General features: G+C 58.7%; 1 protein-coding gene. It reads right to left on the bottom strand.

The window, feature by feature from the left end; translation table 11 throughout:
* A partial coding sequence (locus ACFPZN_RS56560) for a DNA primase (protein ID WP_378293764.1) occupies positions 1-541 on the bottom strand: 541 nt, incomplete at its 3' end.
* Positions 542-559: the final 18 nt, after the last annotated feature.

Raw genomic sequence — 559 nt, 5'->3', positions numbered from 1 at the left:
CCTGGCTGATTAACGGCAGCGCCAGCGTGCTGAGCTGCGCGCGCCCGTCAGGGGTACTCAAATCAACCTGCGGCATCAGGCTGTTAAACAGAAACGTGGAGAGCGGCTGAGCCTGCTCCATCCGCGCTTCAAACGCCGCTTTGCCCTCTTTACGCACCAGCGTATCCGGGTCTTCACCGTCGGGCAGGAACATAAAGCGTAGCTGACGCCCGTCGGTCATATACGGCAACGCGGTTTCCAGCGCTCGCCAGGCGGCGTCGCGTCCTGCGCGGTCACCGTCGTAACAGCAAATCACGTTGTTGGTGACGCGGAACAGCAGCTGGATATGGTCCGCCGTGGTGGACGTTCCCAGCGACGCAACGGCATAGTTAATGTCGTACTGCGCCAGCGCAACAACATCCATATAGCCTTCGACGACCAGAAGACGCGGAGGTTCCGCATTATCCTGCTGTGCCTCATAAAGACCGTAAAGCTGGCGGCCCTTATGGAAAATATCGGTTTCCGGGGAGTTAAGGTATTTCGGCAGGGCATCACCCAGCACGCGACCACCAAAACCTAT

It is taken from the genome of Actinomadura rugatobispora, assembly GCF_042656285.1.
GTDB classification, from domain to species: domain Bacteria; phylum Actinomycetota; class Actinomycetes; order Streptosporangiales; family Streptosporangiaceae; genus Spirillospora; species Spirillospora rugatobispora.
The sequence above is the reverse complement of the archived record's forward strand: the minus strand, read 5'-3'. Positions and strand labels throughout refer to the sequence as shown.